The sequence below is a fragment of the Streptomyces sp. NPDC059201 genome, assembly GCF_042754585.1.
In the GTDB taxonomy this organism is placed as follows: Bacteria; Actinomycetota; Actinomycetes; order Streptomycetales; family Streptomycetaceae; genus Streptomyces.
This window is the reverse complement of sequence record NZ_JBHZBB010000001.1, coordinates 1,265,135-1,287,399: the sequence shown is the minus strand read 5'-3', so window position 1 is coordinate 1,287,399 and position 22,265 is coordinate 1,265,135. Positions and strand designations below refer to the sequence as shown.

Annotated in this window: 23 protein-coding genes; 14 read left to right on the top strand and 9 right to left on the bottom strand. The window is 72.9% G+C overall.

What is annotated here, in order from left to right:
- Window positions 1-101: 101 nt before the first annotated feature.
- Complete coding sequence (locus tag ACFXMG_RS05690) at window positions 102-1,658, top strand: LVIVD repeat-containing protein (protein ID WP_383823898.1); 1,557 nt, start codon at window positions 102-104, stop codon at window positions 1,656-1,658.
- Window positions 1,659-1,668: 10 nt separating this feature from the next.
- On the opposite strand, the gene ACFXMG_RS05685 is transcribed toward ACFXMG_RS05690, so the two are convergent.
- The 4 genes from ACFXMG_RS05685 to ACFXMG_RS05670 form a co-directional block, all read right to left on the bottom strand.
- Complete coding sequence (locus tag ACFXMG_RS05685; RefSeq protein WP_383823896.1) at window positions 1,669-2,286, bottom strand: TetR/AcrR family transcriptional regulator; 618 nt, start codon at window positions 2,284-2,286, stop codon at window positions 1,669-1,671.
- 133 nt (window positions 2,287-2,419) lie between these two features.
- Window positions 2,420-3,088 carry a phosphatase PAP2 family protein gene (locus ACFXMG_RS05680; protein ID WP_383823893.1) on the bottom strand — a complete coding sequence of 223 codons (669 nt, stop codon included), beginning with the start codon at window positions 3,086-3,088 and terminating at the stop codon, window positions 2,420-2,422.
- Window positions 3,089-3,176: 88 nt separating this feature from the next.
- A complete protein-coding gene (locus tag ACFXMG_RS05675) occupies window positions 3,177-4,121 on the bottom strand; it encodes a M56 family metallopeptidase (RefSeq protein WP_383823891.1) in 945 nt (314 codons plus the stop codon).
- A gap of 111 nt (window positions 4,122-4,232) precedes the next feature.
- On the bottom strand, window positions 4,233-4,850 hold the full coding sequence (locus ACFXMG_RS05670; protein ID WP_383823888.1) for a DUF5134 domain-containing protein: 618 nt from the start codon (window positions 4,848-4,850) through the stop codon (window positions 4,233-4,235).
- Window positions 4,851-5,020: 170 nt separating this feature from the next.
- Here ACFXMG_RS05670 and ACFXMG_RS05665 point away from each other — a divergent pair, with 170 nt between their 5' ends.
- The 6 genes from ACFXMG_RS05665 to ACFXMG_RS05640 all read left to right on the top strand — a co-directional run bounded on the left by ACFXMG_RS05665 (window position 5,021) and on the right by ACFXMG_RS05640 (window position 10,410).
- Window positions 5,021-5,596: a GNAT family N-acetyltransferase gene (locus ACFXMG_RS05665; RefSeq protein ID WP_383823886.1), complete on the top strand. Its 576-nt coding sequence runs from the start codon at window positions 5,021-5,023 to the stop codon at window positions 5,594-5,596.
- A 156-nt stretch (window positions 5,597-5,752) separates the two neighbouring features.
- Window positions 5,753-7,156 (top strand): DUF6421 family protein, encoded by a 1,404-nt coding sequence (locus ACFXMG_RS05660; protein WP_383823883.1) that lies wholly within the window; start codon window positions 5,753-5,755, stop codon window positions 7,154-7,156.
- A gap of 35 nt (window positions 7,157-7,191) precedes the next feature.
- Window positions 7,192-7,950, top strand: coding sequence for an SDR family NAD(P)-dependent oxidoreductase (locus tag ACFXMG_RS05655; protein WP_383824011.1), 759 nt, complete (start codon window positions 7,192-7,194; stop codon window positions 7,948-7,950).
- Window positions 7,947-9,026 (top strand): threonine aldolase family protein, encoded by a 1,080-nt coding sequence (locus ACFXMG_RS05650; RefSeq protein WP_383824008.1) that lies wholly within the window; start codon window positions 7,947-7,949, stop codon window positions 9,024-9,026. The genes ACFXMG_RS05655 and ACFXMG_RS05650 overlap by 4 nt, the downstream gene beginning before the upstream one ends.
- An 84-nt stretch (window positions 9,027-9,110) precedes the next feature.
- Window positions 9,111-9,707, top strand: coding sequence for a transglutaminase family protein (locus ACFXMG_RS05645; protein ID WP_383823880.1), 597 nt, complete (start codon window positions 9,111-9,113; stop codon window positions 9,705-9,707).
- A gap of 10 nt (window positions 9,708-9,717) precedes the next feature.
- Entirely contained in the window at window positions 9,718-10,410 is a 693-nt protein-coding gene (locus ACFXMG_RS05640) for a B3/4 domain-containing protein (protein ID WP_383823877.1), read from the top strand.
- A 42-nt stretch (window positions 10,411-10,452) separates the two neighbouring features.
- On the opposite strand, the gene ACFXMG_RS05635 is transcribed toward ACFXMG_RS05640, so the two are convergent.
- Window positions 10,453-11,178: a lysophospholipid acyltransferase family protein gene (locus tag ACFXMG_RS05635; RefSeq protein ID WP_383823875.1), complete on the bottom strand. Its 726-nt coding sequence runs from the start codon at window positions 11,176-11,178 to the stop codon at window positions 10,453-10,455.
- Window positions 11,179-11,453: 275 nt separating this feature from the next.
- Between ACFXMG_RS05635 and ACFXMG_RS05630 the strand changes: the two genes are divergently transcribed.
- The 5 genes from ACFXMG_RS05630 to ACFXMG_RS05610 all read left to right on the top strand — a co-directional run bounded on the left by ACFXMG_RS05630 (window position 11,454) and on the right by ACFXMG_RS05610 (window position 16,025).
- Window positions 11,454-11,822 carry a TlpA family protein disulfide reductase gene (locus ACFXMG_RS05630; RefSeq protein WP_383824006.1) on the top strand — a complete coding sequence of 123 codons (369 nt, stop codon included), beginning with the start codon at window positions 11,454-11,456 and terminating at the stop codon, window positions 11,820-11,822.
- A gap of 228 nt (window positions 11,823-12,050) precedes the next feature.
- Window positions 12,051-12,575: a flavin reductase family protein gene (locus ACFXMG_RS05625; protein WP_383823873.1), complete on the top strand. Its 525-nt coding sequence runs from the start codon at window positions 12,051-12,053 to the stop codon at window positions 12,573-12,575.
- Between the two features lie 198 nt (window positions 12,576-12,773).
- Window positions 12,774-13,559: an electron transfer flavoprotein subunit beta/FixA family protein gene (locus ACFXMG_RS05620; RefSeq protein ID WP_383823870.1), complete on the top strand. Its 786-nt coding sequence runs from the start codon at window positions 12,774-12,776 to the stop codon at window positions 13,557-13,559.
- Window positions 13,560-13,615: 56 nt separating this feature from the next.
- Window positions 13,616-14,578: an electron transfer flavoprotein subunit alpha/FixB family protein gene (locus ACFXMG_RS05615; RefSeq protein ID WP_383823867.1), complete on the top strand. Its 963-nt coding sequence runs from the start codon at window positions 13,616-13,618 to the stop codon at window positions 14,576-14,578.
- Between the two features lie 154 nt (window positions 14,579-14,732).
- Window positions 14,733-16,025 carry a DUF6986 family protein gene (locus ACFXMG_RS05610; RefSeq protein ID WP_383824670.1) on the top strand — a complete coding sequence of 431 codons (1,293 nt, stop codon included), beginning with the start codon at window positions 14,733-14,735 and terminating at the stop codon, window positions 16,023-16,025.
- A gap of 63 nt (window positions 16,026-16,088) precedes the next feature.
- Here ACFXMG_RS05610 and ACFXMG_RS05605 read toward each other — a convergent pair whose 3' ends face one another.
- On the bottom strand, window positions 16,089-17,138 hold the full coding sequence (locus ACFXMG_RS05605) for a LacI family DNA-binding transcriptional regulator (RefSeq protein WP_383824673.1): 1,050 nt from the start codon (window positions 17,136-17,138) through the stop codon (window positions 16,089-16,091).
- A gap of 160 nt (window positions 17,139-17,298) precedes the next feature.
- Here ACFXMG_RS05605 and ACFXMG_RS05600 point away from each other — a divergent pair, with 160 nt between their 5' ends.
- A complete protein-coding gene (locus ACFXMG_RS05600; RefSeq protein WP_383824676.1) occupies window positions 17,299-18,258 on the top strand; it encodes an ROK family protein in 960 nt (319 codons plus the stop codon).
- Window positions 18,259-18,301: 43 nt separating this feature from the next.
- Here ACFXMG_RS05600 and ACFXMG_RS05595 read toward each other — a convergent pair whose 3' ends face one another.
- Complete coding sequence (locus ACFXMG_RS05595) at window positions 18,302-18,502, bottom strand: hypothetical protein (RefSeq protein WP_383824678.1); 201 nt, start codon at window positions 18,500-18,502, stop codon at window positions 18,302-18,304.
- A 139-nt stretch (window positions 18,503-18,641) separates the two neighbouring features.
- Here ACFXMG_RS05595 and ACFXMG_RS05590 point away from each other — a divergent pair, with 139 nt between their 5' ends.
- Complete coding sequence (locus tag ACFXMG_RS05590; RefSeq protein ID WP_383824681.1) at window positions 18,642-19,679, top strand: NUDIX domain-containing protein; 1,038 nt, start codon at window positions 18,642-18,644, stop codon at window positions 19,677-19,679.
- Between the two features lie 40 nt (window positions 19,680-19,719).
- Here the strand turns inward: ACFXMG_RS05590 and ACFXMG_RS05585 are convergent, their stop codons facing one another.
- Window positions 19,720-20,421 carry an MBL fold metallo-hydrolase gene (locus ACFXMG_RS05585; protein WP_383824684.1) on the bottom strand — a complete coding sequence of 234 codons (702 nt, stop codon included), beginning with the start codon at window positions 20,419-20,421 and terminating at the stop codon, window positions 19,720-19,722.
- Between the two features lie 134 nt (window positions 20,422-20,555).
- A complete protein-coding gene (locus tag ACFXMG_RS05580) occupies window positions 20,556-21,923 on the bottom strand; it encodes a dipeptidase (RefSeq protein WP_383824687.1) in 1,368 nt (455 codons plus the stop codon).
- Between the last annotated feature and the right edge of the window lie 342 nt (window positions 21,924-22,265).

The following is a 22,265-nucleotide window of genomic DNA, read 5'->3' as shown; positions in this document are numbered from 1 at the left end:
CGATTACATCTGTGTTGCCATCTGTTGGGATGTCCACGCCAAGGAACATACTGCCGGGGTCCAGCACCGTTCAGCGTTGAACGGAAAACACGGAGGACGGAGTGACTTCGTTGCATACCCCGCACAGTCCGCGGTCCCGGATCAGACGCCTCGGCGCGGCCACCGCCGCCGCCGGCCTGCTGGCCGCGCTGCTCGCCACCGGAACGGCCACCGCCACCCCCGACCCCGGAGACGCGCCCGTCCAGGCCCCCGTCTCGGCGGAGCAGGCGGCCGAGGCACGGTCGGCCATCCAGAGCGGCGAGATACCCGGCGTCGACGAGATCGTCCGAACCGACAACATCGAACACCTCGCGAACGTGCCCAAGGACGCGCTCAAGAGCCTCAACACCGACCTGGCCTTCCAGGGCAGGTACGCCTTCGCCGCGAACTACGACGGCTTCCGGATCTTCGACATCGGCAACCCGAAGGCCCCGAAGACCGTCGCCCAGGTCCTCTGCCCCGGCTCCCAGAACGACATCTCGGTCTCCGGCGACCTCCTCTTCCTCTCCACCGACTCCTCCCGCAGCGACGACTCGTGCGCCAGCACGACGCAGCCCGCCTCGGTCAAGGACTCCTGGGAGGGCATGAAGGTCTTCGACATCAGCGACATCGCGAACCCGAAGTACGTCGCCTCCGTCGAGACGGCCTGCGGCTCCCACACCCACACGATCCTGCCGCAGCGCAAGGACGTGTACGTGTACGTCTCCTCCTACTCGCCCAACGCGGCGTTCCCCGACTGCCAGCCTCCGCACGACGGCCTCTCGGTCATCAAGGTGCCCCGCAAGGCGCCCGAGCAGGCCCGCGTCGTCGGCTTCCCCGTCCTCTTCCCCGGTGAGGGCCCGGACGGCGGCGGCAACCCCGGCGGCCCCACCAACCCGGGCGTCTCCAAGACCACCGGCTGCCACGACGTCACCGTGCTGCCGGGCAAGGACCTCGCCGCCGGCGCCTGCATGGGCGACGGCATCCTCTTCGACATCTCCGACCCCGAGCACCCCCGGGTGATCGACCAGGTCCAGGACAACGTCAACTTCGCGTTCTGGCACTCCGCGACCTTCAACCAGAAGGCGAACAAGGTCGTCTTCACCGACGAGCTCGGCGGCGGTGGCGGCGCCACCTGCAACGCGGCCGTCGGCCCGAACCGCGGCGCCAACGGCATCTACGACATCGTCGGCAAGGGCAAGCACCGCAAGCTGGTCTTCCGCAGCTACTACAAGATCCCGCGCCCCCAGGCCGACACCGAGAACTGCGTCGCCCACAACGGCTCGCTGATCCCGGTCAAGGGCAAGGACCTCATGGTCCAGGCGTGGTACCAGGGCGGCGTCTCGGTCTGGGACTTCACCGACTCCGCGCGCCCGAAGGAGATCGGCTACTTCGACCGCGGCCCGGTGTCCGCCACCACCCTCACCACCGGCGGCTCCTGGTCCGCGTACTACTACAACGGGTACGTCTACTCGAACGAGATCGCCCGGGGCCTCGACGTCCTGAAGATCTCCGACCGCCGCACCGACCCGGCGAAGCGGATCCGCATGGACGAGCTCAACGTCCAGACCCAGCCGGACTACTTCGACTACTTCGACGACCACGGCCACGGACACGGCCACGGTCACGACCGGGACTGACCCGGGCACGTCAGAGCATGCCGTCGGGCGGACCACCGTCCGGCGGCATGCCGCTCTCCCACGCCAGCCCGTACCGGTGGAACAGCTCCGCCCGCAGCCGGGCCATCGGCATCGGCGCGCCCGGCAGCAGCACCCCGACCACCGCGCCCATCAGCAGCGCCCGCAGCAGCGGATAGTCCCGGTCCACGTCCGCGGAGCCGTACCGCTCCACCGTGTCCCGGAGCAGGAACGCGAGCCGCTGCTGCTCCTCGCAGCGCACGAAGCCCTCGGCCTGGAGGATCCCGGCCATATGGGTCCGCATCAGGGTCGGCCGGTCCACCGCCAGCCCCAGGATCGCGTCGATCGCCCGCGCGAGCCGCTCCGCGCCGTCCTCCGTGCGCGGCTCGCGCTCCAGCGCCTCGGCGAGCGTGAGGTGCATCAGCCGGTGCACGGCCGACTGGAGCAACTGCCGCTTTCCGGGGAAGTAGTACGACACCAGACCGCGGGCCACTCCGGCCCGCTCGGCGATGTCGCCGAGGGTGGTGGCCTCGTAGCCGTGGAGCCCGACGAGGTCGACGGTCGCCGCCAGGATCCGCTCCCGGGAGCGTCGCCGAAGCTCTTCGTTGACCGACGGGCTACGCGGCGTCATGCTGGGCTCCTGCGTTGACTGGCTCGCGGCCAATATACTCAGCGTGGCCCGCCGCCCCCGCCCCTGTGGCGCGACGGCGGGGAGGCCGCCTTTCCTGGGCGACACGGGGGATCGTCCAGGAGGGGCGGCCTCGTCATGTCCCTTCCCCTCCATGGTCGCGCTCCCGGGCGGGAAGGGGCCTGCGGTCGAGACTCCGGCGGTACGTCACGATCGCGACGGCCACGCAGCACCACCCCATCAGCCAGCCGGCCAGCACGTCCGACGGCCAGTGCACGCCCAGGTAGATCCGGGTCCAGCCGACCCCGAGCACCGAGACCACCGCGAGCCCGGCGACCGTGCCCCAGCCCCGCCACGGCTCCCGCCCGACGACCGCGAGCACCCACAGCAGCAGCCCGCAGACCACCGCCGCCGTCATCGCGTGTCCCGAAGGGAAGGCCGCGAACGAGGCCGAGTCCACCGGGTCCCGCCAGACCGGCCGCTCCCGGCCGACCAGCGCCTTGGCCGCCTGTTGCACCCCGAGCGCGGCCAGCACGGTCCCGGCCACCCACAGGGCCAGGCGCCGGCGCCCGTACCGGGCGAGGACCAGGGCGACGGCGAAGGCCAGCACGCGCAGCGTCAACGGGTCCCACACCCAGTCGCTCAGCACCCGGTTGAGGCGGGTGAAGCCGGGATGGGCCAGGGCGCTGCGGTGCAGGGCCTCGTCGACCGCGCGGTCGAAGGAGAGCAGCGGGGACCAGCCGGCCACCACGAGCACGAGCAACAGCAGGGCGAGCGCCCCGGAGACCACGGCGGAAGTACGCATTCCACGATCCTGCCGGACCGGGCGCCGCGGACCGCCCCGCGCAACACCGGTCCGTGTGTGGGCTGTCGCACTCCGGGCCGCCACGGCGTCAGCCGAGGGCGGCGAGGCCGGGATAGAACGCGATCAGCACCGGGACGACCGGCACGAGGGCCGCGGTCGCCGTCAGGCGCAGGCGGTGGCCGGCGGGCAGTCGGGGCGCGGCGGTGAGCAGGCGGTCGACCCGTCGGGGGAGTCCGGACTCGGGGCCGGTGCCGGGCGGGGCGGCGAACACCCCGCGCTCCTCGTTCAGTTCCACCAGGGCGAGGGCGATGGTGAGCCGGCCGAAGCGGCGCGAGGCCACGTCGTCGGCGGCCAGTTCGACCAGCCGGTGCATCTCCTCGCGGAAGGCGGCGAAGACCGGGATGCCGGGGAAGCCGGCGGCGAGCGCGCCGGAGCAGTTGAGCAGCCAGTCGTGCCGGGCGCGGGCGTGCCCCTGCTCGTGGGCGAGGAGCGCGTCGAGCTGGCGGCCCTTCAGGCGGCGCAGCGCGGCGGTGGTGACGACGAGCCGCGGGGTGGTCCCTGGCAGCCACCAGGCGTCGGGGCGCTCGCCCTCCAGGACGACCAGCCGCCCGCCGTCCGGCTCCTCACCGGGCAGCTGCGGGGCGCGGACCTGGAGGTCGTCGCGGCGCTTGCGGCGGCGGGCGCGGGCCAGGCCGATCTCGCGCCCGAGCATGGCGCCCGACCAGAGGCCGCCGGCCGCGAGGACCACGGCCAGCACCGCGGACCAGGGGCCGCCGCCGGTGGAGAGCTCGTACGCGTCGATCACCGCGCGCGGCGCGGGCGCGAAGACCTGCCCGCGCACGGCCTGCCAGGCGGTGGCCGCGCTGAAGGTCATCGAGAGCGCGAAGCTGACCAGCACGGCGGCCACCACGCACTGCCACACCCACAGCGCGACGACCGGTTCTCGCTCCACCCAGTCGGCCCGGGCGAGCAGCCGGGGCGCGGTGAGAGCGGTCAGGACGCCGAGCAGGAGCAGCGCGAGGGAGACCCACATGCCGTCAGCCTATGAGGGGGGTGCTCCCCGGGGGTATGGCCTCACCCGGCAAGTGACGTACGCCACGGTTTCGACGCCCGCCGGGCCGAACGCCCGTGCGCGGCAAGGGACTCAGAGGGTGCACAGCATCGCCAGCATGGCAAGGCCCGTCGAGAGCCGGCACACCAGCGTCAGCTCCGGCCGCGTCGCCCACGCGGGCCCCCCGGCCCCCGCCGCCCCGGCCACGCGCGCGTGCGGGGCGCCCGGGACGAGCCGGGCGCCGGAGCGGAGCACGTACACCGTGTAGTAGAGGAGCAGCGCGCCGGTGAGCAGGGGTATGCCGCCCGCCATGGCCGTCGCCGCGTCGGTGCCCGCGCCCGCGCCCGTGCCGTGCGCCGTGTGCACCCCCCGCGCGCCGGTCGCGGCCGACGGGGCCATGGCGAGCGCCATGTAGACCATGGCGAGGGAGCCGACCGCGTGGTGCAGCCGGTGCCCGCCGCGGCGCGCCGCGAACAGGTCGGCCGCCGCGATCGCGCCGAACAGCGCCGCGTACACCGCCCAGCTCCAGGACGGCGTGCCGACGACCGCCGCGGGCAGCGCCATGGCGGCCATGCCGAAGCCCATCACGGCCTCCGCGCGCGCGGCCCGCCGCTCCTCCCCGGCGCAGGCCCGCGTCCGCAGCAGGCAGTACGCCCCGCTGGCCGCGCAGAGCACCACGAGCAGCCAGCCGGACAGGGCCGGTCCGTGCACGGCACACCTCCCCCTCGACGCGTACCCCCGGGGAGGGACTGCCCGCCGTGGCGTGCGGGCACGCAGGCGCACGGGCGCGCACGGGCGTACGAAAGGGGAGTGCGTGGGCGCGCGTTAGGCTCGGGAGGATCGCGTACGCCGATCACCGCGCCCGAGGGGAGCCCCGCACGATGGACACCGCCACGCCCGTTCCCGACACCGCCGAGAGCCGCCAGGACACCGGCACCGTCACCTACCGGCAGGCGGTGCTCGACGACGTGCCCGTCGTGGTGCCGCTCGTCGAGTCGGCCTACCGGGGCGACGCGAGCCGGGGCGGCTGGACCACCGAGGCGGACCTCCTGGACGGGCAGCGGACCGATCCGGAGGGCGTCGCCGCCGTGATCACCGCTCCCGGCAGCGTGCTGCTGCTGGTCGAGCGGGACGGCGAGACGGTCGCCTGCTGCCAGCTGGAGCACCGCGGCGAGGCCGCCTACTTCGGCATGTTCGCGGTCCGGCCCGAGCTCCAGGGCGCTGGGCTCGGCAAGCGGATCATCGCGGAGGCCGAGCGGCGGGTCCGCGAGCTGTGGGCGGCCCGCGAGATGCACATGACGGTGATCACCGCCCGGGAGGAGCTGATCGCCTGGTACGAGCGGCGCGGCTACCGGCGCACCGGCGAGACGAGCCCCTTCCCGTACGGCGACGAGCGCTTCGGCCTGCCCCTGCGGGACGACCTCCGCTTCGAGCTGCTGGTGAAGCCCCTGATCTGATCCTTCCGGCGGAAGCACCCGTTCACCCCCCGACCGACAGGAAAAAATGCGGTCGGTCGGGTGTCTCACGGGAGAATTTCTCTTGCACCACTTGCGGGGATCAGTCCTGCGTGGATACGGTTTCTTGACGCAAGGTTCTCCTGTGGAGGAAGAGGCATGACGGAAATTCTTGTGCAGGACGTGACCGGCGTGGGGACGGACGCCGCCCGCGTGATCGACCACCCTGCCTGGCCGGAGCTCAAGAACGCCGTGGAGGAGATCCGGGTCTGGCAGCGCGCCGACGGATCCGTGGACTTCGAGGCCGAGGGCGCGCCCGCCCGCTCCCTCGTCGAGCTGACCGTCGACCGGCTGGTGGCCGCCGTCGAGCAGCTCTCCCCGCTGGTGCCGCACGACGCCGCGTACCACCGCGCCCTCGTCGCCGACCTGCGGAAGTGGTCCGAGGGCGGGTTCGCCGTCCCGGACTTCCTGGACTCGCTGCTCGCCTTCCACCCGGCCGCCGGCCGCGCCGACGGCCTCCAGCACCTCGTGCTCTTCCCGATGTACACGCAGAACGGCAACCCGGACCGCAACTTCGAGGCCGTCGTGCTCCGCATGGTCTGGCCCGAGTGGCTCTCCGAGCTGGAGCGCACCCGCTACGACAACCCCGGCTTCTGCGGCATCACCTTCGAGGACTTCACCGCCGGGTACGACACCAACTCGGCCGTCCTCTTCCCGGAGACCGTCGCCGTGCGCGAGGTGCCCGAGCGCTTCACCTGGGGCGGCATCTTCTGCGACCGCGAGGCCGCGCGCTTCCGCAAGGTCACCGAGGCGGCCGTCGACACCCTGGGCGTCCGGCTCCCCGCGGACATCGCCACCATGCTCGGCGACCAGGCCCGCTGCGAGCAGGCGTTCGCGCTCTGGGACCTGGTCCACGACCGCGCCCACAGCCGCGGCGACCTGCCCTTCGACCCCTTCATGATCAAGCAGCGCCAGCCGTTCTGGATGTACGGCCTGGAGGAGCTCCGCTGCGACCTCACCGCCTTCAAGGAGGCCGTGAAGCTGGAGGGCGAGGGCAACGAACACGGGCGCGACGTGCAGTACGCCGTCCTCTTCGACCGGATGTTCCGCTTCCCGCTCACCGGCGACCGCGTCCGCAACTACGACGGTCTCGGCGGCCAACTCCTCTTCGCGTACCTCCACAAGAACGACGTGGTGCGCTGGACGGACAACGTCCTCACGATCGACTGGGACCGCGCCCCCGAGGTCACCAACCGCCTCTGCTCGGACATCGAGACGCTCTACCGCGACGGCATCGACCGCCCGAAGCTCGTCCACTGGTTCAAGGCGTACGAGTTCGTCTCCGGCTACCTCGCCCCGCACCCGGGCTCCAAGTGGGCCAAGGGCCCCGACGCCCTCGATCTCACCCTCCCGCCGCGTAAGCTCGTCGACGACGTGCTTCCCGACGAGTTTCCGCTCAGCATGTTCTTCGAGGCCCTCGCCAAGAAGCTGAAGGGCGTGATCGCCGGCACCAAGGGCATCACGGGCGCGGACGTCACGGGCACCGAGCGGATCGCCGCGTGAGCGAGACCCGCCAGGACACGGAGGAGACGGCACCCATGAACGCCGAGACGAACGGCGGACCCCTCGACGGGGCCGTCATCGCGGTGGCCGGCGCGGCCGGCCCCGCCGGCCGGGCGGCGCTGCTCCGCCTCGCCGGCGCCGGCGCGACCGTGGTCGCCGCCGACGCCGACCCCGCCCGCCTCGCCGAGGCCGTCGAGGCCGCCCGCCAGGTCCACGGCGCCAAGGTCATCGGCGACACCGTCGACCTCCTCGACCTCGACGCCACCCGCACCTGGGCGGACAAGACGGAGAAGGAGTTCGGGCGCGTCGACGGGCTCGTCCACCTCGTGGGCGGCTGGCGCGGCAGCTCCTCCTTCACCGAGACCGACCTCAAGGACTGGGACCTCCTGGAGAAGCTCCTGGTCCGCACCGTCCAGCACACCTCGCTCGCCTTCCACGACGCCCTGCTCCGCAGCGGCGGCCGCGGCCGCTACGCGCTGATCAGCCAGGTCGGCGCCCACAAGCCGCAGGCCGGGAACGCCGCGTACAACGCGGGCAAGGCCGCCGCGGAGGCGTGGACCCTGGCCATGGCGGACTCCTTCCGCAAGCTGGGGGGCGAGGACGGCCCCCAGGCCGCGGCTGCCATCCTGGTGATCAAGGCATTGGTGCACGACGCCATGCGCGCCGAACGCCCCAACGCGAAGTTCGCGGGCTTCACCGACGTGAAGGACCTGGCCGACGAGATCGCCGGCCTGTGGGAGCGGCCCGCCCAGGAAGTGAACGGACAGCGCCTGTGGCTGACCCCCGAGCCGTGACCGCCGCCCTCGGACACCGGACCGACGCCCGTCGTCACCACGACCCCTCGGTCCGGGGCTTCGCGAGCGACAACTACGCCGGCGTCCACCCCGAGATCCTCGCGGCGATCGCCCTCGCCAACGACGGCCACCAGGTCGCCTACGGCGAGGACGACTACACCGACCACCTCCAGCGGATCGTCCACAGCCACTTCGGCCCGCTGGCGGAGGCGTTCCCGGTCTTCAACGGCACCGGGTCGAACGTGACCGCCCTCCAGGCGCTCACCGACCGCTGGGGCGCCGTGATCTGCGCCGAGTCCGCCCACATCAACGTGGACGAGGGCGGCGCGCCGGAGCGCATGGGCGGCCTCAAGCTGCTCACCGTGCCCACCCCGGACGGCAAGCTCACCCCCGAGCTGATCGACCGGCAGGCGTGGGGCTGGGAGGACGAGCACCGGGCGATGCCCCAGGTCGTCTCGATCACCCAGAACACCGAGCTGGGCACCGTCTACACCGTGGACGAGGTCCGCGCCATCGTCGAGCACGCCCACTCCAAGGGCATGAAGGTGCATCTCGACGGCGCCCGCATAGCCAACGCGGCCGCCTCCCTCGACGTGCCGATGCGCGCCTTCACCAACGCGGTGGGCGTCGACGTCGTCTCGTACGGCGGCACCAAGAACGGCATGCTCTTCGGCGAGGCGGTGATCGTCCTCAACCCGGACGCCGTCAGCCACATGAAGCACCTGCGCAAGCTGTCCATGCAGCTCGCCTCCAAGATGCGCTTCCTGTCGGTGCAGCTGGAGGCGCTGCTCGCCAAGGACCTGTGGCTGCGCAACGCCCGGCACGCCAACGCGATGGCCCGCCGTCTCGCGGACGGCGTCCGCGCCCTGGACGGCGTGGAGATCCTCTACCCGGTGCAGGCCAACGCGGTCTTCGCGCGCCTCCCGCACGAGGTCAGCCGCAGGCTCCAGCAGCGCTTCCGCTTCTACTTCTGGGACGAGCGGGCCGGCGACGTGCGCTGGATGTGCTCCTTCGACACCACGGAGGACGACGTCGACGCCTTCCTCCAGGCCCTGAAGGAAGAGCTGGCGCGCTGAAGTCCCGAATATGGCCTTGAATGGTTATGCGGTCGAGTGGAAAGTCATTGACTCCGCTCGGTCGCATTTCTATGCTCGATCCCCATGGAGCTGATCCAGCAGAACCCCGACATCTCCGCCTACTTGGCCGCGAGCGAGGCGATCGACCACGGCCACCCGGTGGTCCAGGACATCGCCGACCGCCTCTGGAGCGAGTATCCGGACGCATACTCATACGCGGAAGCGGCGTACACGTTCGTACGCGACACCGTCCCGCACTCCGCCGACTCCGGCGACCTCCGCGTCACCTGGCGCGCCTCCGACGTCCTCGCCACCCGCAACGGCATCTGCGCCTCCAAGTCGCACGCCCTCGTCGCGCTGCTGCGCGCCCGGTCCATCCCCGCCGGCCTCTGCTACCAGCGGCTCACCGAGGAGGGCGCCGACCCGGTGGTCCACGGGCTCGTCGCCCTCAAGCTGCCGGGACGGGGCCGGTGGGACCGCCAGGATCCGCGGGGGAACAAGCCGGGCGTCGACGCCCAGTTCTCCCTGGAAGAGGAGCGGCTGGCCTGGCCCGTGCGCACGGAGTTCAGTGAAGTGGACTACCCGGTGCTCTATGCTGAACCTCATCCGGTCTTCCTGAGCGCCCTCCAGCAGGCCACCGACCGGCCCCACCTCTGGAAGCTGCTCCCCACCGAACTCTGAACGGCGAACCATGACCCCGACACTCACCGTCTCCGACGAGGTGCGCGCCCTCGTCCCCGGCTTCACCCACCTCGCCGTCGAGGCCCGCGGACTCGTCAACGGGCCCAGTGACGGAACCAGCTCGGCTCTGCTCGACGAGGCCGCCCGCCGGCTCGCCGCGCGCCTCGACGGCCGCACCCCGGACCAGGACCCGCACGTCGCCGCCTGGCGCGCCGCGTACACCGCCTTCGGGGCCAAGCCCTCGCGCACCCGCAACTCCGCCGAGGCGCTCGCCCGCCGCGCCCTCGCGGACGGCGGACTACCCCGCATCAACCGCCTCGTCGACGCCTACAACGCGATCAGCGTCGCCCACCTCATCCCCGTCGGCGGCGAGGACCTGAACCGGATCCAGGGCGGCATGCGGCTGGTCAGGGCCACCGGCGAGGAGGACTTCGTCACCATGGCGGGAGGGGAGGAGACCGTCGAGCACCCCGAGCCGGGCGAGATCGTCTGGTGCGACGAGCGGGGGGTCACCTGCCGCCGCTGGAACTGGCGCCAGGGACCGCGCACCCGCATCGACGACGACACCACCGACGCGCTCTTCCTGCTGGAGTCCCTCGCCCCCATGACCCGCGAGGAACTGCTCACGGCCGGGGCGGAGCTCGCCGAGGCGCTCCAGAAGGTCAGCCCCGGGGCGCGGATCACCGTCCGCGACCCCGAGTGACCGACTGACCGCTTGATCTATGGGGTGGCTGGGGCCCGGGGGTTACTTCCCCGCGGCCTTCAGCTGCTCCGGGGTCGGCGCCGTGCCGCCCAGGTGCGCGGGGATCCACCAGGTGTCCGTGGCGTCCTTCGGACGCACCGGATAAGCGCGCTGCGCGGCCTCCAGGAGCTCCTGGACGCGCTCGCGCAGCCGCCGGGTGATCGCCCCCGCGTACTGGTCGGCGGGGGCTTCCATCGGCTCCCCGACCCGGATCGTCACCGGGATGTGGGCCCGCTTGAAGTTCCGCGGCCGGCCCTTCGTCCAGATCCGCTGCGTCCCCCACAGGGCCATGGGGATCAGCGGCACCCCGGCCTCCTGCGCGAGCCGGGCCGCGCCCGACTTGAAGCTCTTCAGCGTGAAGGACTCCGAGATGGTCGCCTCGGGGAAGACGCCGATGATCTCGCCCGCCCGCAGCGACTCCAGGGCGTGCTGGTACGCGTGCTCGCCCTGGGAGCGGTCCACGGGGATGTGCTTCATCGCCCGCATCAGCGGCCCGGAGACCTTGTGCCGGAAGACCGACTCCTTCGCCATGAAGCGCACCAGCCGCTTCTGCGGCAGCGCGGCGAGGCCGTCGAAGATGAAGTCCAGGTAGCTGATGTGGTTGCTGACCAGGACGGCTCCGCCGGTCCGCGGGATGTGCTCCGAACCCTGTGTGTCGATCTTGAGGTCGAGCGCCTTGAACATGGTGAGCGCGGCGCCGACCACCGGTCGGTACACGAGTTCTGCCATGGGAGAGGACCCCTTCGTCTGTGCCTGTGGGAGGGCTCTCCCGGCGAAGTTACGCGGCCGTAGGTTTTCGGCTTTGGGGCAGATCGTGCCCCATGTGGGCCGCCGTGACCAGTCCAGGCGGCTTCGCACGGGGAGATTCTCGTCACTCGCGGTGGTCGTGGCGGGAATTCGACGGTGCCGTGCGACGCTGCTGGGGAGAGAAGGCGGAGAGAAGCACGCGCGAGCGAGGGAGCGGGATGACGGCGGACACCACCCGGGAGGCCCTGTCACCTGCGGTGACGGACGGCGCGGCGCCCACCCCGGAGCGACTCGGGCCCGAGCGTCTCGGCGCCACGCAGCGCCTCGGGCCGGAGGAGCTCGGCGGCGCCGAGCCGGGGGAGCGGGCCACGCTCGTCCAGTTCTCCAGCGCCTTCTGCCAGCCGTGCCGGGCCACCCGCCGGACCCTCGCCGGGGTCGCCGCCATGGTGCCCGGCGTCGCGCACGTGGAGATCGACGCCGAGGAGCACCTGGGCCTCGTCCGCGCCCTCGGGATCACCCGTACCCCCACCGTCCTCGTCCTCGACGCCGGCGGACGGGTCGTCCGCCGGGCCGCGGGACAGCCCCGCACGGCCGATGTCATCGCGGCCCTCGGTCACGCGCTGTGAGGCAGGACCCGGCGGCCGCCGCCTCCCTGACGCGGTGACACATCTCCCACATCCCGGTACGCACTTGACCGGGGCCGTCACCCGTCGTCACCCTGACGGAGTGACCGGTGACCTCCTTCTCTACGGCCGGGCCCATGTGGACCTGGGCCGCCATGCGAGCGCGCGCTGTCCGGGCGTCTGACGCCCCCCGGACCCCGCTCCATGCCGCCCCGCACGAAGGACAACTCCATGACGGTTTCGCCCGAGCTCCGTACCGTTCCCACGATCGGCGCCCCCAGGTCCGCCTCGCCCGACCTGCTGCGCTCCGTCTTCCGCCGCCACGCCGCCGGCGTCGCGGTGATCACCGCGCACGGTGAGCGCCCGGTCGGCTTCACCGCCACCTCGCTCAACTCCGTCGCCGCCGACCCTCCGCTGATCTCCTTCGGCGTGGGCACCGGCTCCTCCAGCTGGCCCGTCGTCGCCGAGGCCGAGCACATCGGCGTGCACATACTCGGCGAGCACCAGGAGGAGTTGGCGGGGACCTTCGCGCGCAGCGGCGCCGACCGGTTCGCCGAGCCGACCCGCTGGAGCCGCGGTCCCGAGGGCGTGCCCGTGCTCGACGGCGTACTGGCCTGGCTGGTCTGCCGCGTGGTGGCCCGGGTGCCGGCCGGCGACCACCGGATCGTGATAGCCCAGGCGGTAGCGGGGGACCCCGACGGCGCGGGCCGTCCCCTCCTCTACCACCATGGGCGCTTCAACGCTCTGCGCGACTGAGAGTTCCCGTGACGGCCGCGTTCCGCGCGTTGGCCAGATCACATTCCTGAGCGCTTGCTTACTGGTCACGAACTGGGTGTACTGACGAGTAATATCTGGTCGGGGCGTCCGGCGCCCCAACCGGAAACCCGCCCTTCAGGCGCCTATGCTGCGAGCAACAAGGCAGCCCAGTTATGACGATGCAGTAGGAGAGCCGGCGTGAGCTTGAGGATCGTTGTCTGTGTGAAGTACGTGCCGGACGCCACTGGCGACCGGAAGTTCGCCGACGACCTGACGGTCGACCGCGAGGACGTCGACGGTCTCCTGTCGGAGCTCGACGAGTACGCGGTCGAGCAGGCGCTTCAGATCGCCGAGAAGGCGGACGACGCCGAGGTCACCGTCCTCACCGTCGGCCCCGAGGACGCCAAGGACGCGCTGCGCAAGGCGCTGTCGATGGGCGCCGACAAGGCCGTCCACGTCGACGACGAGGACATCCACGGCTCCGACGTCATGGCCACCTCGCTGGTGCTCGCCAAGGCGATCGAGAAGACCGGCTACGACCTAGTCATCGCCGGCATGGCCTCCACCGACGGCACCATGGGCGTCCTCCCGGCGATCCTGGCCGAGCGCCTGGGCGTCCCGCAGGTCACCCTGCTCTCCGAGGTCGCGGTCGAGGGCGGCAAGGTGACGGGCCGCCGTGACGGCGACACCGCCTCCGAGACGCTGGAGGCATCCCTCCCGGCCGTCGTCTCCGTGACGGACCAGTCGGGCGAGGCGCGCTACCCGTCCTTCAAGGGCATCATGGCCGCCAAGAAGAAGCCGGTCGAGGAGCTGGAGCTCGACGACCTGGACATCGACGCGGACGAGGTCGGCCTGGAGGGCTCCTGGACCGCCGTCGACTCCGCCGACGAGCGTCCGGCGCGCACCGCGGGCACGATCGTCAAGGACGAGGGCGAGGGCGGCAAGCAGCTCGCCGAGTACCTCGCGAGCCAGAAGTTCATCTAAGGCTCCCGCGAGCCGTACCGACCGCCCCCTTTTCGTTCGCAGGAGATTGAAGTCCCATGGCTGAGATTCTCGTCTACGTCGACCACGTCGACGGAGCCGTCCGCAAGCCCACCCTGGAGCTGCTGACCCTCGCCCGCCGCATCGGCGAGCCGGTCGCCGTCGCCCTCGGCAACGCCGCCGCCGACACCGCCGCCGTCCTCGGCGAGCACGGTGCCACCCGCGTCCTGACCGCCGAGGCCGCCGAGTTCGGCGACTACCTGGTCGTCCCGAAGGTCGACGCCCTCCAGGCCGCGTACGACGCCGTGTCCCCGGCCGCCGTGCTCGTGCCGTCCTCCGCCGAGAACAAGGAGATCGCGGCCCGCCTCGCGGTCCGCATCGGCTCCGGCATCATCACCGACGCCGTGGACCTGGAGGCCGGTGACGAGGGCCCGGTCGCGACGCAGTCCGCGTTCGCCGCCTCCTTCACGACCAAGTCCCGTGTCTCCAAGGGCACCCCGGTCATCACGGTCAAGCCGAACTCCGCCCCGGTCGAGGCGGCCCCGGCCGCCGGCGCCGTCGAGGCCCTCGCGGTCTCCTTCGGCGAGCTGGCCACCGGCACCAAGGTGACCGCCCGCACCGCCCGCGAGTCGACCGGTCGCCCCGAGCTGACCGAGGCCGCGATCGTGGTCTCCGGCGGCCGTGGTGTCAACGGCGCCGAGAACTTCGCGATCATCGAGGCCCTCGCCGACTCGCTCGGCGCGGCCGTCGGCGCCTCGCGCGCCGCCGTCGACGCCGGCTGGTACCCGCACGCCAACCAGGTCGGCCAGACCGGCAAGTCGGTCTCCCCGCAGCTGTACATCGCCGCGGGCATCTCCGGCGCGATCCAGCACCGCGCCGGCATGCAGACCTCGAAGACCATCGTCGCCATCAACAAGGACGCCGAGGCCCCGATCTTCGACCTCGTCGACTACGGCGTGGTCGGCGACCTCTTCGACGTCGTCCCGGTCCTCACCCAGGAGGTCCAGGCCCGCAAGGGCTGACGATCAGCGCTTCCGCAGGTCCGGGGGCCGCACGGCGAGTTTCGCCGTGCGGCCCCCGGCCGTTTCGGACAACCATTGACGCAGGCCCGGCGGACTATTAACTTCGCTATGCGGATTGTTGATTCCGTGAAGCGGAAAAGAGGAGGAGACAGGGATGGGTCAGCAGGAGAAGGTGTCGACGAGCCTCGCGGGCGCGGTCAGCGAGGGCATCAGCTCCTCCCTCACCGCGGTGGACGCCGAGCTCGACCGCCGCTACCCGGGCGACCCCGGCACCCGCCAGCCCGTCCACACCGTCTACGTACCCGGCAACGTCTTCGACGCCGGCACCATCCGCTCCTGGGGCGACCAGGCCCTCGCCGCGCTCGACGAGCACGCCCCCGACGCCGCCTCCTTCGCCGCGGTCCTCGGCCTCTCCGACGACCTCGCCGAGGACGTGTACGCGCGCGTGCGCGCCAAGCTGGAGCGCGAGCCCATCGAGGACCTGCGCGTGGACTTCGAGGACGGCTACGCGGGCGCGGACGAGGACCAGGACGCGGCCCGCGCGGCGCGCCTGATCAACGAGGCGTACGCGAACGGCACGGCCGCCCCGTACATGGGCATCCGGATGAAGTGCATGGAGGCCGCCGTCCGCGACCGCGGCATCCGCACCACGGACGTCTTCCTCACCGGCCTCCTGGAGAACGGCGGCCTCCCCGACGGCCTCGTCCTCACCCTCCCGAAGGTCACCTACCCCGAGCAGGTCACGGCCTTCGTCCGCCTCCTCGAAGCCTTCGAGAAGGCCCACGGGCTCGACGCCGGCCGCCTCGGCTTCGAGATCCAGATCGAGACCAGTCAGTCCATCCTCGCCGCCGACGGCACCGCCGCCGTCGCCCGCATGATCGACGCCGCCGAGGGCCGCGCCACCGGCCTCCACTACGGCACCTTCGACTACAGCGCCTGCCTCGGCGTCTCCGCCGCCTACCAGGCCAGCGACCACCCGGCCGCCGACCACGCCAAGGCGATCATGCAGGTCGCCGCCGCGGGCACCGGCGTACGCGTCTCCGACGGCTCGACCAACGTCCTCCCGGTCGGCTCCACCGCCCACGTCCACGAGGCGTGGAAGCTGCACTACGGCCTCACCCGCCGCGCCCTGGCCCGCGCCTACTACCAGGGCTGGGACATGCACCCGGGCCACATCCCGACCCGCTACGCCGCTGTCTTCGCCTTCTACCGCGAGGGCTTCGAGACCGCCGCCAAGCGCCTCTCCGCGTACGCCAACCACGCGGGCGGCGACGTCATGGACGAGCCCGCCACCGCCAAGGCGCTCTCCTCCTACCTGCTGCGCGGCCTCCAGTGCGGCGCCCTCGACACCGCCGAGGTCGACGCTCTCACCGGCATGACCCGCGCCGCCCTGGAGCGCTTCGCCGCCCCGCGCCGAGGCGACCTCACGGCCAGCGCCGAGCACTGACCCTCCGCCGTCCGGGCCGCTCAGGCGGCCCGACGGTGTGTCAGGCGGTGTGTCGGGCGCTGGTCAGGCGGACGGCTGTGGAGGGATCTCGCCCGAGCCACGGGCGAGGAGCCGGGTCCCTATGACCACCTGGCGGGTCGCTCCGGCGGCCCCGTCCAGGCGCCGGAAGAGCTGCTCGGCGGCCTGTCGGCCGAGCGCCGCCGGATCCTGGGCGATGACCGTGACGCCGAGTACGTCGCCGAGCTCGATGTCGTCGAAGCCGACCAGCGCCACCTCGGGGCCCCCGCCGCGGGCGGTCCGCTCGGCGAGCACCCGGACGGCCGTGACGGTCACCCGGTTGTTGCCCGCGAAGAGCGCCGTCACCGGCTCGGGCCCGGACAGCATCCCGGCGAGCGCCGCCGCCACCCGCTCCGGATCCGTCGAGCCCGGCGCCACCCACCGCTCGTCGACCGGCAGCCCCGCGTCCTCCATCGCCGCGCGGTAGCCGCGCAGCCGCTCCGCCGCGGTGTGGATGCGCGGCCGGTCGCCGACGAAGCCGACGCGCCGGTGCCCGTGCGCGATCAGATGGGCGACGCCCTCCCGTGCCCCGCCGAAGCTGTCCGAGAGGACGGCGTCCGCGTCGATGAGCCCGGCCGGGCGGTCGGCGAAGACGGTGGCCACGCCGGCCCGGATCTCCGGCTCCAGATAGCGGTGGTCGTTCCCGGCGGGGATCACGATGAGCCCGTCCACCCGGCGCGCGCAGAGCGTCAGCGCCAGCTCCTGCTCGCGCTCGGGGTCCTCGGCGCTGGAGCCGTTGATCAGCAGCGTCCCGTGCGCCCGCGCGACCTCCTCCACGGCCCGGCTGAGCTGCCCGTAGAACGGGTCGGCCAGATCCTCCAGGACGAGCCCGATCGTCGCCGTCCGCCCCTTCCGCAGCACCCGCGCGCTGTCATTGCGGCGGAACCCGAGCACGTCGATCGCCTCACGGACCCGCCGCTCGGTCTCCGGCGTGACCCCCGGCTCCCCGTTGACGACCCGCGACACGGTCTTGAGCCCGACACCCGCCTGAGCGGCGACATCCTTCATCGTCGGCCGGTTGCCGTAGCGGGGCTCGGGTCGGTTGGTCTCGGCCACGGTGCGAACATCCTCCGTCGTGGGTGTGCCGGCAGCTGCCGTCCGGCGGATCGTGCACGTCCCGACCGAGCATAGAGCCTGGAAAACGTTGTCTCCGGGGGCCGGTCGATCCGGATGGGCGCCCCGAGGGCGGTCTTCGGTGGCGTGAGAACCTACCCGCATGCCTCCCGCCTTCAGCCCCGCCTCCGCTTCCGTCTCCGGGCCGGTGGCAGCGCTCGACATCGGCGGTACCAAGATCGCCGGGGCGCTGGTCGACGCCGACGGGCGCATCCTGGCCCGCGCCCAGCGGGCCACCCCGGCGCGAGAGGGCGCGGAGACGGTGCTGGGGGCGGTCGGGGCGGTGCTCGGCGCGCTCGCGTCGTCCCCGCTCTGGGGTTCGGCCGTCGCCGTGGGCATCGGGAGCGCGGGGCCCGTGGACGCCGCCCGGGGCACGGTCAGTCCCGTCAACGTGCCCGGCTGGCGCGACTTTCCGCTGGTCGACCGGGTGCGGCGGCTGGCCGACGGGCGGCCGGTCGCCCTCGTCGGCGACGGTGTCGCCATGACCGCCGCCGAGCACTGGCTCGGCTCCGCCCGTGGCCACGCCAACGCCCTCGGCCTGGTCGTCTCGACCGGCGTCGGCGGCGGCCTCGTCCTCGGCGGGCGTCTCCACCCGGGCCCCACCGGCAACGCGGGCCACATCGGTCACATCAGCGTCGACCTCGACGGCGACCCCTGCGCCTGCGGCGGCCGGGGCTGCGTCGAACGGCTCGCCAGCGGCCCCCACATCGCCCGCCGCGCCCTCGACGGGGGCTGGCGGCCGGGACCGGACGGCGACGCCTCCGCCGCCGCGGTGGCGGAGGCCGCGCGCGCCGGACACCCGGCGGCCGTCGCCGCCTTCGAACGGGCCGCCCGCGCGCTCGCGGCCGGGATCGCGGCCACCGCGCACCTGGTGGAGGTCGACATCGCGGTCGTCGGTGGGGGAGTCGCCGGCGCCGGCGACGTCCTCTTCGCCCCGCTCCGGCGCGCCCTCGCGGACTACGCCACGCTCTCCTTCGCCCGCGACCTCACGGTCGTGCCCGCCGCCACCGGCACCGACGCGGGCCTCCTGGGCGCCGCCGCCGCGGCACTCGCCGCCGTCTGACCAGGTACCCCCGCCGCCCCCGCCGCCCGACCGGGCGCCGCGCTCACTCCCGTACGGGAAAGGACACAGCCTCCGCCCGCTCCGGGGCGCGCTGTTCGACGACGACCAGGAAGGCGTCGGTCGCCAGGTCCATCACCACGCGGGCCGGGACCCCCTCGTCGCGACGCGCGCCCGCGTACTCCTCGGCGGGCCAGTGGCCGCGCGGCCCTCCCGCCGGAAACCGTTCCAGAACCGTACGGTCCATCTCCGCACCCCCTCGTGCTCGTCGTTGTTCAACGACATCCAGGCCCGAAGCGTTACGCATATGCCCGGACGTGTGTTCGTGGTTTCCGTGGCAGGGTGTTGCGGGCAAGCCACAGGGGGCCGTCGATGAGGGGGGAATCGTGATCGTCTGGATCAACGGTGCTTTCGGCGCGGGGAAGTCCAGCACCGCGCGCGAACTGGTCGGACTGATCCCGCACAGCACGCTGTACGACCCCGAGGCGACCGGCGACGCGCTGCGCCGGCTCCTCCCCGACAAACGCCTCGCCGAGGTGGACGACTACCAGGACCTGCCGATCTGGCGCCGCCTCGTCGTGGACACCGCCGCCGCCCTGCACGCCGAGGTGGGCGGAGTGCTCGTCGTCCCGATGACGCTGCTCCGCCAGGAGTACCGCGACGAGATCTTCGGCGGCCTCGCCGCCCGCAGGATCGACGTCCGGCATGTGCTCCTGGCACCGGAGGAAACGATCCTGCGGAGACGCATCGACGGACGCGCCGACTACGGCGACCCCGGCGTCGACGCCGACGTCCGCCGCTGGTGTCACGCCCACGTCCCGCCCTACCGCGAGGCCGTCGCCGGCTGGCTCGGCGCCGACGCCCACACCGTCGACACCTCGGCGCTCACCGTCGCCGAGACCGCCCGGGCCGTCGCCGACGCGGTCCAGGACGGACTCGCCGCGCCCTGCGGCATCGTCCAGACACCGGCTCCGACCCGCGAGACCCTCGCCGCCGGCGTCCTCCTCTTCGACGAGCGGGACCGCTTCCTGCTCGTCGACCCCACCTACAAGCCCGGTTGGGAGTTCCCCGGCGGCGTCGTCGAGGCCGGCGAACCGCCCGCCCGCGCCGGGATGCGCGAGGTCGCCGAGGAGATCGGCCTCGAACTCGACGCCGTGCCCCGGCTGCTCCTCGTCGACTGGGAACGGCCCCAGCCGCCCGGCTTCGGCGGCCTCCGGCTGCTCTTCGACGGCGGCAGGCTCGCCGCCCGCGACACCGCCCGGCTCCGCCTCCCCGGCGCCGAACTGCGCGCCTGGCGCTTCGTCACCGAGGAGGAGGCCGCCGACCTCCTGCCGCCCGTCCGGTACGACCGCCTCCGCTGGGCCCTGCGCGCGCGGGAGCGCGGCACCGTGCTCAACCTGGAGGCGGGCGTCCCGGTCGGCTGACGCCCGCTACCCGAGACGGGCCGCTACCCGAGACGGGCCGCTACCCGAGCCCGGCCGCTCCGGCGGCCGCGGCCGCCGACAGCAGCTTCGCCGTGTCCTCCGTCACCGCGGGCCCGTGCCCGCAGCACAGCACCGAAGGACGCAGCTCCGCCAGCCGCCGCAGTGAGTCCAGCGCGAGCGCGCGGTCCACGTGGAACACGCCGAAGGTCACCCCCCGCACCGTCGCCACGGTATCGCCCGCGAAGAGCACACCGTGGCGGGGGAGGTGGACGGCCATCGAGCCGGGGGTGTGGCCGGGGGTGTGGACCGCGACGGCGCCGTCGCCGAACCCGAGCTCCTCGCCGTCCTCGACCTCCCGGTCCACCCGGGTCGGGGGCGCCTCCGGGGTGGTCAGCCCGTGCTCCCAGAGCGGGCGCTCCCACTCCAGGAGGTCGGGCTCGGGCACCGGTAGCTCGCCGCGCACGTACGGCGCGTCGAGCCGGTGGGCGAGGATCTCGGCGCCGTGCCGGTCGGCCAGGTCCTCCGCCGCGCCCACGTGGTCGCGGTGGCCGTGGGTGAGGACGATGCGGGCCAGCCGGTCCGGATCGAGGCCGGCCTCCCGTATCGCGGTGGTCGTGGCGTCCGCCGATCCGGCCCAGCCGGCGTCCACGAGGGTCAGTTCGCTGTCGTCCCGCCAGAGGTACGCCTGCCCGATCGAGTAGTCGAGCAGATGCAGCCGCGGCGTGATCCTTCGGGCTTCCATACGGCGAACGTAAACGCCCGCCCCGCCCCACCGGGGCCTTCTACGCTCTCGGCGAGCTTCGCCCAACGCTGAACCCGCCGGAGCCGGTCGGGGTGTGAGCGGCTCCTGCCCCGGCCCCGGCGGGTGTCCCGGCGTCAGGCGCCGAGGCTGTCCGCGTAGTTCACCAGGAACAGCGCCTCGGCGATGGCGAGCCGCTCCAGCTCCTCCGGGGACACGGACTCGTTGACGGCGTGGATCTGCGCCTCCGGCTCGCTCAGGCCGATGAGCAGGATCTCCGACTCCGGGTAGAGCGTGGCCAGCGTGTTGCAGAGCGGGATCGAGCCGCCCATGCCGGCCGCCTGCATCTCCTGACCGGGGTACGCCACCCGCATCGCCTCGGCCATCGACGCGTACGCCGGGCTGGAGACGTCCGCCTGGAACGGCTGGCCCTGGCCGACCTGCTCCAGCGTCACGCGCGCGTTCCACGGCGTGTGCTTCTCGATGTGCGCGAAGAGCAGCTCGGTGGCCTTGGCCGCGTCCTGGCCCGGCGGCACCCGCAGGCTGATCTGGGCGCGGGCGGTCCGCGGGATCGACGGCGTCGCCCCGGCCACCGGGTGGCAGTCGATGCCGATGACGGTGACGGCCGGACGGGCCCAGATGCGGTCGGCGACCGTGCCCGCGCCCGGCAGCTCCACGCCCGGCAGCACCTTCGCGTCGGCGCGGAACTGCTCCTCCGGGTACTGGAGGCCGTCCCACACGGCGTCGGTCGGCAGATCGTCGATCACCGTCGACCCGTCCTCGCCGCGCAGCGAGTCGAGGACGCGGATGAGCGCGGCGAGCGCGTCGGGCGCGGCCCCGCCGAACTGGCCGGAGTGGAGGTTGCCCTCCAGGGTGTCGATCTGGACCCGGATCATCGTCATGCCGCGCAGCGTCGCGGTCACCGTCGGCAGGCCGACCCGGAAGTTGCCCGCGTCGCCGATCACGATGGTGTCGGCGGTCAACAGCTCGGGGTGCTGCTCGGCGTATCGCTCCAGGCCGCCGGTGCCCTGCTCCTCCGAGCCCTCGACGATCATCTTGACCGTCACCGGCACGCCGCCGTTGGCCTTGAGGGCCCGCAGCGCCAGCAGGTGCAGGATGAACCCGCCCTTGCAGTCGGCGGCGCCGCGCCCGTACCAGCGCCCGTCCTCGCGCTCGGTGAGCCGGAACGGCGGGGTCAGCCACGCCGATTCGTCCAGCTTCGGCTGCACGTCGTAGTGGGCGTACAGGAGGACCGTCGGCGCTCCGGCCGGGCCCGGCAGCACGCCGTACACCGACTGCGTGCCGTCCGGGGTGTCGAGCAGGGCCACGTCACGGAAGTCCTCGGCGCGCAGCGCGTCGGCGACCCAGTGCGCGGCGGCCTCGCACTCGCTGCGGGGCGCCACCGCCTCGTCCGCGACCGACTCGAAGGCGACCAGTTCCGTCAGCTCTGCCTTCGCGCGAGGCATCAGGGACCGGACGGTCTCGGCGATCGGATTCGGCGTCATGGGCACGCTCCTCGTGGGTGCGACGTTGGTGCTGAGGGGAGCGAACGGCGTATCGGGTGGTACGGCGATCGCACCGTCGATCCTACGACCGGGCTGCGGCCTACCGAGCCGTAGGATGCGTGAAGCAGACGCCGGTCGGATCAGGAGCAGAAGCACATCGTGAGCAGCGAGCACGCAGAGAACGCCGGTCCGGAGCCCATCGAGCCGCTCGCGCCCGGCGACCCGGCCCCGGCGGCCGAGCCGTCCACGGCGGCGGACGCGGTGACGGATGCGGCTGCGGATGCCGTGACGGACGTGACGGACGTGACGGCGGACGCGGACCTCGGCACGGACGTGGGCGCG

Excerpts from the sequence above, each read along its gene's own strand:
- ACFXMG_RS05580 (WP_383824687.1), bottom strand. The coding sequence starts at position 21,923 with ATGACGCCGAATCCGATCGCCGAGACCGTCCGGTCCCTGATGCCTCGC.
- ACFXMG_RS05640 (WP_383823877.1), top strand. The coding sequence starts at position 9,718 with ATGACCCCGACACTCACCGTCTCCGACGAGGTGCGCGCCCTCGTCCCC.
- ACFXMG_RS05600 (WP_383824676.1), top strand. The coding sequence starts at position 17,299 with ATGCCTCCCGCCTTCAGCCCCGCCTCCGCTTCCGTCTCCGGGCCGGTG.
- ACFXMG_RS05680 (WP_383823893.1), bottom strand. The coding sequence starts at position 3,088 with ATGCGTACTTCCGCCGTGGTCTCCGGGGCGCTCGCCCTGCTGTTGCTC.
- ACFXMG_RS05635 (WP_383823875.1), bottom strand. The coding sequence starts at position 11,178 with ATGGCAGAACTCGTGTACCGACCGGTGGTCGGCGCCGCGCTCACCATG.
- ACFXMG_RS05585 (WP_383824684.1), bottom strand. The coding sequence starts at position 20,421 with ATGGAAGCCCGAAGGATCACGCCGCGGCTGCATCTGCTCGACTACTCG.
- ACFXMG_RS05675 (WP_383823891.1), bottom strand. The coding sequence starts at position 4,121 with ATGTGGGTCTCCCTCGCGCTGCTCCTGCTCGGCGTCCTGACCGCTCTC.
- ACFXMG_RS05610 (WP_383824670.1), top strand. The coding sequence starts at position 14,733 with ATGGGTCAGCAGGAGAAGGTGTCGACGAGCCTCGCGGGCGCGGTCAGC.
- ACFXMG_RS05685 (WP_383823896.1), bottom strand. The coding sequence starts at position 2,286 with ATGACGCCGCGTAGCCCGTCGGTCAACGAAGAGCTTCGGCGACGCTCC.
- ACFXMG_RS05595 (WP_383824678.1), bottom strand. The coding sequence starts at position 18,502 with ATGGACCGTACGGTTCTGGAACGGTTTCCGGCGGGAGGGCCGCGCGGC.
- ACFXMG_RS05615 (WP_383823867.1), top strand. The coding sequence starts at position 13,616 with ATGGCTGAGATTCTCGTCTACGTCGACCACGTCGACGGAGCCGTCCGC.
- ACFXMG_RS05645 (WP_383823880.1), top strand. The coding sequence starts at position 9,111 with ATGGAGCTGATCCAGCAGAACCCCGACATCTCCGCCTACTTGGCCGCG.
- ACFXMG_RS05625 (WP_383823873.1), top strand. The coding sequence starts at position 12,051 with ATGACGGTTTCGCCCGAGCTCCGTACCGTTCCCACGATCGGCGCCCCC.
- ACFXMG_RS05660 (WP_383823883.1), top strand. The coding sequence starts at position 5,753 with ATGACGGAAATTCTTGTGCAGGACGTGACCGGCGTGGGGACGGACGCC.
- ACFXMG_RS05655 (WP_383824011.1), top strand. The coding sequence starts at position 7,192 with ATGAACGCCGAGACGAACGGCGGACCCCTCGACGGGGCCGTCATCGCG.
- ACFXMG_RS05665 (WP_383823886.1), top strand. The coding sequence starts at position 5,021 with ATGGACACCGCCACGCCCGTTCCCGACACCGCCGAGAGCCGCCAGGAC.